Origin of the sequence: Chitinophaga silvatica (assembly GCF_003419895.1) — a bacterium.
In the GTDB taxonomy this organism is placed as follows: Bacteria; Bacteroidota; Bacteroidia; order Chitinophagales; family Chitinophagaceae; genus Chitinophaga; species Chitinophaga silvatica.
This window is the reverse complement of sequence record NZ_QPMM01000004.1, coordinates 380,765-387,708: the sequence shown is the minus strand read 5'-3', so window position 1 is coordinate 387,708 and position 6,944 is coordinate 380,765. Positions and strand designations below refer to the sequence as shown.

The following is a 6,944-nucleotide window of genomic DNA, read 5'->3' as shown; positions in this document are numbered from 1 at the left end:
GGAGTTTTTCCTATTTAGATTATACAAGCTGTATGCGTAAAATTTATGCCATCCCCCAAGTTTTCAACTTGATCCGATAATATTATTCTTCAACCGTTTTCTTAAAACAGGATTAATAGTGTTTGTTACCCAATTTCAGAGGCAAACAAGAACAGGAAAGAGAGAAACTCGAAATCTCTCGATGATTTGAATGTAAACAAAAAAGGTTCAGAATATTCTGAACCTTTTTCTGGTTTGCTCCCCCTGCTGGACTTGAACCAGCGACCCTCTGATTAACAGTCAGATGCTCTAACCAACTGAGCTAAGGAGGAATTTATCCTTTAGTTTCCCCTAATCGTTTGTGCGATTTGGGATTGCAAAAATAGATAAATTTTCATTTCTGCAAAATCTTATTTCATTTTTTTTGAAATAATTTTTCAAACCCGCCACTGTAAAGCATTCTAAAGGAAGTAAAATTTTTATATATTACCAGAACCACCCGCTTTTTTCCATGCCCAGCCACATTCCATCTTCTCTTTTTTCTATAGGATATGTTTTAAGATAATATCCTTCTCCACTTGAATTGTAGCCATTCTTCAAACTAAACTTATATCTGTGCAATGGGCAAACAACATTCCCTACGGCATCAATAAAGCCATTTGACATCATTCCTCCGGCATGCGGGCACTTATAGGCAAAAGCAAAAAGCTGCCCCTGAAACAGCGTACAGCAGACCTTTTTGCCGTTTACTTCCAATACCTGAATATCCTTTTCTGTTAGTGGAAGATTGCCTTCTTCCAGTTTATACCAGGAAAATTCTTTGGCCATTAATAATAAAATTCTGTTTTATATGGATAGCGGACCTTGTATTGTTCGGATACTTTATCGAGAATAGTTTTACGCAGCTCTTCAATATTTCTCTTTTCTATTGCAGATATAAATACGCAATTACCCTGGGTTTTTACTTCCCAGTCGCGCTTTAGTGAAGTAAGAATATCCTGCTTTACCTCAGGTTCCAACCACTTATCGAAAGTATTTTCCTCATAAAGATCCATTTTATTAAAGATCAGTATTGTCGGTTTCTCGAAGGCTTTAAGTTCCTGTAAAGTACGGTTTACTACTTCTATCTGTTCTTCGTACTGTGGGTGGGAAATATCTACCACATGAATCAAGATATCACTTTCTCTAACCTCATCGAGGGTTGATTTAAAACTTTCTACCAGGTGGTGAGGGAGCTTACGGATAAATCCCACTGTATCGCTCAATAGAAAAGGAGTTTGCTCAAATACGACCTTACGCGTTGTAGTATCCAGGGTCGCAAATAATTTATTCTCTGCAAATACCTCACTCTTACTGAGCAAATTCATGATGGTACTCTTTCCTACGTTGGTATATCCCACCAATGCTACCCTTATGAATTCACCTCGTTCCTTACGTTGAGTAAGCGATTGCTTGTCAATTTCCTGCAGTCTTTTACGTAATAAGGAGATTTTATCCTTAACAATACGACGGTCTGTTTCAATTTCAGCTTCCCCCGGACCCCGGCTACCAATACCACCTCCCTGACGCTCGAGGTGACTCCACATACCACGCAAACGCGGTAAAATGTACTGATACTGCGCCAGTTCTACCTGTACCTTAGCCTGAGCCGTACGAGCCCTGCGGGCAAAAATATCCAGAATAAGATCGCTCCGATCTATCACTTTTACCTTTAATACCTTCTCAATATTGGCTATCTGAGATCCTGATAACTCATCATCGAATATTACTATCGAAATATCCCTACCGGCAATAAATTGATATATTTCTTCCAGCTTACCCTTTCCAACAAAGGTGGCTCTATCGGGGTGTGCCAATCGTTGAGTAAACCGCTTTACGGTAGTTGCACCGGCAGTTTCAGCCAAAAATACCAGCTCATCCAGGAATTCATTTACCTGACGCTCTGTTTGATCTTTGGTAATAACTCCAACAATAACAGCTCTTTCTTCTTTTTGTACTACTTGTTTTTTCTCTATCAAGTTGTTTCTGTATTTGTTGCAAATTTACAAGAATTTGCCCGATACCATAAAAAAAGCAACTCTGGCTAAATCCGCTTTTCTTCCTACTTTTACCCGATCCAAAACAATTTACAGTAACTATGTACAAATCTTTTTTACTGACAGGACTATTTATTTCAACTATGGCAACTGCCCAGGATAAAATGACCCCCGAGTTACTTTGGCAATTGGGTCGTGTAAGTGGTGAAGCGTTGAGTGCAGACGGGAAAACCGTTATTTACGGCGTTTCTCAGGTAAATCTGGCCGACAATAAGAGTGAAAAAAATCTCTATTCCATCCCCCTGACCGGTGGGGCACCTCAGCAACTTACTCAAACTCCTGGTGGTGAAGGCGATGTAGCCATCCTTCCAGGAAACAAAATTGGTTTCTCTCTCAAAGGCCAATGGTACGAAATGAATGCCGATGGTTCCAATGCCGTTCAGAAAACCAATGTAGAAGGGGGGATGCAAAATATCAGAATTTCACCCGATGGTAAACATATCTTGTTCTCAAATGAGGTAAAAATAAAGAAGGTTTCGGGAGAAGATTTCTATCCAGATCTTTCAAAATCAAATGTTCAGATCTATACCACATTAAACTACCGCCACTGGGATACCTGGGAAGATGGTAAATTCTCTCATGTATTCTACGCAACTTACGATAATGGTGTTATAGGAACTCCTATCGACATCCTGGCGGAAGAGCCTTATGATTGTCCTCAAATGCCTTCTGGTGGTGCTGAAGATATGATCTGGGCTCCGGATGGTAAAAGCATCATATATGTTTGTAAGAAAAAATATGGTACCGCTTACGCAATCAGCACCAATACAGATATTTATGAATATGACCTGAACTCCAAAACCACCCGTAACCTGTCTGAAGGGATGATGGGATACGATGTTGCTCCTTCATTCAGCAATGATGGTAAATACCTGGTTTGGTTAAGTATGGCACATGATGGCTATGAGGCAGATAAGAATGATATTATTATTCTGAACCGTACTACCGGCCAAAAACAAAACCTGACCAAATCCTGGGATGGTACTGCTTCTTCAGTGCGTTTCAGTAAGGATGGTAAAAAACTCTATTTCCTCGCTGTAATCAAAGGAACAGAACAATTGCTGGAAATCAACCTGCAAAAAGATCTGGCACAAAATACTGAGAAGCATATACGCCAGATCACCAACGGTGATTTTGATATCAATGATATGGTGGACCAAACAGGTAATACTATGGTTGTTTCCCGAACTGATATGAACCATGCTGCCGAATTATTCACTGTAGATCTTAATAAAGGAACACTTACACCTATTACCAACGTAAATAAGGCGACTTATGACAAAATTGGTATGTGTAAAATCGAAAAACGCTGGATTAAAACTACAGATGGTAAGGAAATGCTTACCTGGGTAATTCTTCCTCCAAACTTCGATCCGGCTAAAAAATATCCTACACTGCTTTATTGCCAGGGAGGCCCTCAATCGGCCCTCTCACAATTCTATAGTTACAGATGGAACTTCCAACTAATGGCTTCTCAGGGTTATATAGTTGTTGCTCCTAATAGAAGAGGAATGCCGGGCCATGGTGTTCAATGGAATGCCGAAATTAGTAAAGACTGGGGTGGACAACCAATCAGAGATTATCTGAGTGCCATAGATGAAATCAGTAAAGAAAGCTATGTGGATAAATCCAGGCTCGGAGCTGTGGGCGCCAGCTATGGCGGCTATTCTGTATACATGCTGGCAGGTGTACACGAAAACAGATTTAAAACCTTTATTGCTCATGATGGGCTTTTTGATCTGAAAAGCTGGTACGGTACAACCGAAGAACTTTGGTTTGCCAACTGGGATATAGGTGCATACTGGGATCCGGCTAATGCCAATATCTATAAAAACTTCAATCCAAGCGAATATGCCAATAAATGGCACACTCCAATCCTGATCATTCAGGGGGGCATCGACTTCAGAGTTCCGATTGAACAAGGCTTACAGGCTTTCCAACTGGCACAGCTTAAGAATATTAAGAGCAAATTGCTCTATTTTCCGGAAGAAAATCACTGGGTACTGAAACCGCAAAATGCGATTGTTTGGCAACGTGAGTTCTTTAGCTGGCTGAAAGAAACCTTATAATTTTCATTCATTTAACACCAAAACAGATGACGACTTTACTTATGGAAATCCAGGATGGTATTGCTACCATCACCTTAAACAGACCTGAGGTATATAATGCCTTCAATGATCCGTTGAGCTACGAACTTCAGGATGCCCTTAAGAAGGCTGAGAAAGATGAAACGGTGAGAGTAGTAATATTAACAGGAGCCGGTAAGGCATTTAGCAGTGGTCAGGATTTAAAAGCATCCATGGCTTCAGGTAAAAGAGACCTGAGTGAGTCGTTACATCAGCGCTATAATCCAATTATCAGGGCTATCAGGAATATGCCTAAACCTGTGATATGCAAACTCAATGGAGTAGCAGCAGGGGCAGGTTGCTCACTGGCGCTGGCCTGCGACCTGGTTATTGCCAGTGAGGAAGCCAGTATGATTGAAATTTTCGTGAACATCGCACTGGTACTGGATTCAGGGTCGAGCTACTTCCTGCCACGTACTGTTGGCTATCATAAGGCTTTTGAACTGGCTACCAAGGCCTCTAAAGTAAGTGCAATAGAAGCACTGCAATTGGGCCTGGTGAATAAAGTAGTTCCGGCAGCCGAACTGGATGCAGCCGTAGCGGCAGAAGCCGAATATTACGCTAATGCACCTACTAAAGCCATTGGCATGATGAAGAAAATGCTTACCAAAGGGATGACGGAAAACCTGGATGCAGTTCTGGAATATGAAGCATATTGCCAGCAAATTGCTGGTAATTCGGCCGATAATGCTGAAGGAATAAACGCATTCCTCGAAAAGCGAAAACCTGTATTTAAAGGTATATAAAAGCAAAAGGGTGGATCTTAAGTCAGATCCACCCTTTTACTTTTAATCAGATATCCTCCAATATTAAAGTCTTCTTACCGTCCAGACCCACCTGGTAATACTTGCCAGCTTCAACATATAATCCTTTATGTTGACCTTCATGCTGGTCAACATCCACTCCTATAACCTTGCCATCGAATCGTTTCACTATAACCGTGTCGGTTATAGTATGTCCAACTATAATATGTTTACAGCCGTATTGTTTAAGAGTGCTGTCGATTGTTGCCATGCTGGCAACTGGTTCATAAAAATAGCCTCTGTACCAGAATGGCGAATTTCCGTTAAAGAATACCTGCAATGAATCGGGCATCTGCTTCCGGGGCACTCCCAGCAGGGGCCGGGTAATATCATTAATCTGAGTAAGTGATAGTTGTTTCGAATTTAAAGCCGGCGACATGCCCGCATGCATTACCAGCAGATCTCCAATCTTCTCAACAACATTTTTACTTCGCAACCACCGGCCCAATTCACTATCCTCTCCGAATAGTTGTTTGAGTTCACGACCCATCAGCCATGCATACTTAAAATATCGGGCATCTGTATAACGGAAATCCCCGGCAAGCTGCATGATATCATGATTTCCCAATATCACATGCACTTGTCCGCCTGCCGCTACAGCTTTATCTTCCAGCGTATATAACAGCCAAAGCCATGGCAGCACCTGAGTTCCACGATCGAAAAGATCGCCAGCTATTACCAGGTGGCCTTTACCAAAAGTCCAGTTACCAGATGGATCGATTACTCCTCCGGCGAGGAGTAATTTATATCCTGCATCAAACTCCCCTTCAATATCTGAGAGTACGTATAGCTTCTCAGGGGCAGGGGTAATATTTGCAGGAATAGTTATCTGTGGCTTTAGATGGATCTCAGATCCTTCGCTATTGAGAGAGAAACGCGATTTTACCGGGTATTTTTGGGTGACTGCAGAGGCAAGGTCCTCCTGTTGATAAATCGTCTTAACTACAGCACTGTCGCCTTCATAAAATACATAAGGGCCATCTACAAGTCTTTTCTGGGCTGTTCCAAGGCATGGTAGCATAACAAATGCCAGAACTAGTCTGCTGATCCGCATGGTGTATGATTGTTTTGGGAGTTGACTTACTATTGATAAAAATGCAAAAAGGGTATTTCATTGTTGTGAAATACCCTTTTTGTTGTTAATCTTATTATTTTATAAACCACTGATACATAAGCCTATTTGATAGGAATTTATATCGAAGTTGCTTTTATCTGATTTCAATAATGGGTTAAGTGCATAAGCACCGAAAATTGAGAAATTACCCATTCCTACGCGGCCGGTTGCAGAAAATCTCCAGGGATTAAAGAACCCTTTGTTCATATCCTTGTCTATATTTTTGCTACCGTTAGCACCGGTATACTTTAATTTCGTATGTGCATCTACTAATGCACCTATTTTCACACCAAGTGCAGCTTTGAAGCCTTTATTTGCATTATCCGGGTAGGTGCGGTAGCGTAACTCAATTGGAATTTCGATATACGTAGTAGCTACTTTATTTTTCTTGGTATTTGTTGTTGGGAAAGAAGCCACATTAGGATTGGAGGTTCCTTGGATGTCCATTTTATGATCTTTCAGATATACGCCGCTGGTGCTGATACCGATACCAGGTGCCACACTCAGTTTAGAGTTCTTAAACGGAAAATCATACATCAGGGCTATATTAAACCCACGGTTTAAGCCAGTTTTGATGCTATCTGGAGTTCCAGCCCAACCATCATAGGCAATTTGCACCATCAGAAAGTCGTTCGAATGGGTCAACTTATTAACCGCCTTATTCATCGGAGAGCCACCTTCCTGTGCAAAAACACCAATAGAAACAGCTATCAGCCCAAGGGTAAAGATTATTTTCTTCATAAATTATACATACTTAGGAAAAAGAATATTAGGCAAATATAATGGAATGATTGTAACACAACTGGTTAAAATATTGCAAAATCAC

The 6,944-nt window shown here is 41.0% G+C and carries 6 protein-coding genes and 1 tRNA gene; 2 read left to right on the top strand and 5 right to left on the bottom strand.

All coding sequences use genetic code 11. The features are described from left to right. Positions 1-237: 237 nt before the first annotated feature. The 3 genes from DVR12_RS11080 to hflX all read right to left on the bottom strand — a co-directional run bounded on the left by DVR12_RS11080 (position 238) and on the right by hflX (position 1,997). Positions 238-311: transfer RNA gene (locus DVR12_RS11080), tRNA-Asn, on the bottom strand. Positions 312-465: 154 nt separating this feature from the next. Then, positions 466-807, bottom strand: a complete 342-nt coding sequence (locus DVR12_RS11075) for a Rieske (2Fe-2S) protein (RefSeq protein WP_116975738.1) — start codon at positions 805-807, stop codon at positions 466-468. Beyond that, positions 807-1,997, bottom strand: coding sequence for a GTPase HflX (gene hflX, locus DVR12_RS11070; RefSeq protein ID WP_116975737.1), 1,191 nt, complete (start codon positions 1,995-1,997; stop codon positions 807-809). The genes DVR12_RS11075 and hflX overlap by 1 nt, the downstream gene beginning before the upstream one ends. A 119-nt stretch (positions 1,998-2,116) precedes the next feature. Between hflX and DVR12_RS11065 the strand changes: the two genes are divergently transcribed. Then, positions 2,117-4,144: a S9 family peptidase gene (locus tag DVR12_RS11065; protein ID WP_116975736.1), complete on the top strand. Its 2,028-nt coding sequence runs from the start codon at positions 2,117-2,119 to the stop codon at positions 4,142-4,144. A 26-nt stretch (positions 4,145-4,170) separates the two neighbouring features. Next, on the top strand, positions 4,171-4,947 hold the full coding sequence (locus tag DVR12_RS11060) for an enoyl-CoA hydratase-related protein (protein ID WP_116975735.1): 777 nt from the start codon (positions 4,171-4,173) through the stop codon (positions 4,945-4,947). Between the two features lie 46 nt (positions 4,948-4,993). Here the strand turns inward: DVR12_RS11060 and DVR12_RS11055 are convergent, their stop codons facing one another. Together DVR12_RS11055 and DVR12_RS11050 are read right to left on the bottom strand one after the other, a co-directional pair. After that, on the bottom strand, positions 4,994-6,058 hold the full coding sequence (locus tag DVR12_RS11055) for a metallophosphoesterase (RefSeq protein WP_116975734.1): 1,065 nt from the start codon (positions 6,056-6,058) through the stop codon (positions 4,994-4,996). 99 nt (positions 6,059-6,157) lie between these two features. Next, positions 6,158-6,859: a porin family protein gene (locus tag DVR12_RS11050; protein ID WP_116975733.1), complete on the bottom strand. Its 702-nt coding sequence runs from the start codon at positions 6,857-6,859 to the stop codon at positions 6,158-6,160. Positions 6,860-6,944: the final 85 nt, after the last annotated feature.